General features: G+C 27.4%; 2 protein-coding genes and 1 riboswitch. Both genes read left to right on the top strand.

Features of this window, described 5'->3' with window-relative positions; genetic code table 11:
* Window positions 1–163, top strand: a riboswitch (cobalamin riboswitch).
* 245 nt (window positions 164–408) lie between these two features.
* Window positions 409–921, top strand: a complete 513-nt coding sequence (locus tag G3997_RS09525; protein ID WP_296645539.1) for a hypothetical protein — start codon at window positions 409–411, stop codon at window positions 919–921.
* A gap of 21 nt (window positions 922–942) precedes the next feature.
* Window positions 943–1,320 carry a DUF4430 domain-containing protein gene (locus tag G3997_RS09520; protein ID WP_296645538.1) on the top strand — a complete coding sequence of 126 codons (378 nt, stop codon included), beginning with the start codon at window positions 943–945 and terminating at the stop codon, window positions 1,318–1,320.
* The last annotated feature ends 32 nt before the right edge of the window (window positions 1,321–1,352 follow it).

The raw sequence follows: 1,352 nt of genomic DNA, 5'->3' as shown, positions 1-1,352 counted from the left end.
TATATTAATAGATTAAAAGGGAGAGAGGTGTAAATTCCTCTACAGCCCCCGCTACTGTAATGTGGACGAAACTCAATAAAATCACTGTAATTTATTTAATTATGGGAAGATGAGGAGTAGGATGAAACTAAGTCAGGAGACCTGCCTAAAGTTAAAAAATAGTTTCTTCGGGGTGAAGATAGTATCTTATAGATTATCATATCGTACTATAGATATTTGAACCTACCTTCGGTAGGTTTTTTTATTGTATAAATTCTATCATAATAATTTCTATTAAAATATAGTACAAAATACAAATCATAAATAAAGAGAACCCGAATTAGAACTACTTATTATTAAAGATTAAATATATAAGGAGGTATATAAAGAAAACATACTAAAATTGAAAAATACAGTTAGGAGATTAAAATGAATACAAAAGATATAGTAGTAGTTGGACTACTTTCAGCGATTTTAATGTCAGCTCAAATTATTTTAAGCTTCCTTCCAAATATAGAAATAGTAAGTTTATTAATCCTTATTTTCGCAATAAAATTAGGCACAAGAAAAACAGTATGTATAACACTTTTATATTCTGCATTAAATGTTTTAATTTGGGGATTAAATCTTTCAACAATAGGATATTTCTTCGTTTGGAGTGGATACGCTGTAATTTGTAGTAAATGTAAAAGATTTATAAATAAAGATATAACTGCAGCAATATTTCTCGGATTATTTGGTCTGATTTTTGGAGCATTATTTGCTATTTTATATTTACCTATGGGATTCTCATTTGCCTTTTCTTACTGGATAAACGGATTAATGTTTGATCTTATACACTGTATATCAAACTTTATAATTTGTATTTGGGCATTTAGTCCATTACTGTCAGGATTTGATAAGGCTATGAAAACTACGTATAAAAGATCTTATTATATTTAATAAATCTAAAGGAGTAAAGATATGAATAAAAAACTAATAATAACACTAGCTGCGGTACTAATTCTTATATTAGGTGTTGTAGGTATTAATGCCTTTAAAAATAAGGATGTTCAAGAAGGAAGCAAGACTATAACAATTGAATATGTTTCTGATGCTGATAACCTTAATAAAAAAGAAGAAATAAAAACAGATGAGGAAAAGCTTGGATCTGTACTAGATGGTAAAGAAGGATATAAGATAGAAAATGGTATGGTACTAGAAATTGAAAATATAGACTTAGCTGGTAGCAAATCTGAATATTGGAAGATAACAGTAAATGGTGAAGATGCTCAAGTTGGAGTTAATGATTTAATAATAAAAGATGGAGATGTTATTAAATTTGAAAGAACATCTTTCTAATAAAAAATAATAATATTATTATACAAAGACAC

It is taken from the genome of Romboutsia sp. 13368, from assembly GCF_018336475.1.
Lineage (GTDB): Bacteria > Bacillota > Clostridia > Peptostreptococcales > Peptostreptococcaceae > Romboutsia.
The sequence above is the reverse complement of the archived record's forward strand: the minus strand, read 5'-3'. Positions and strand labels throughout refer to the sequence as shown.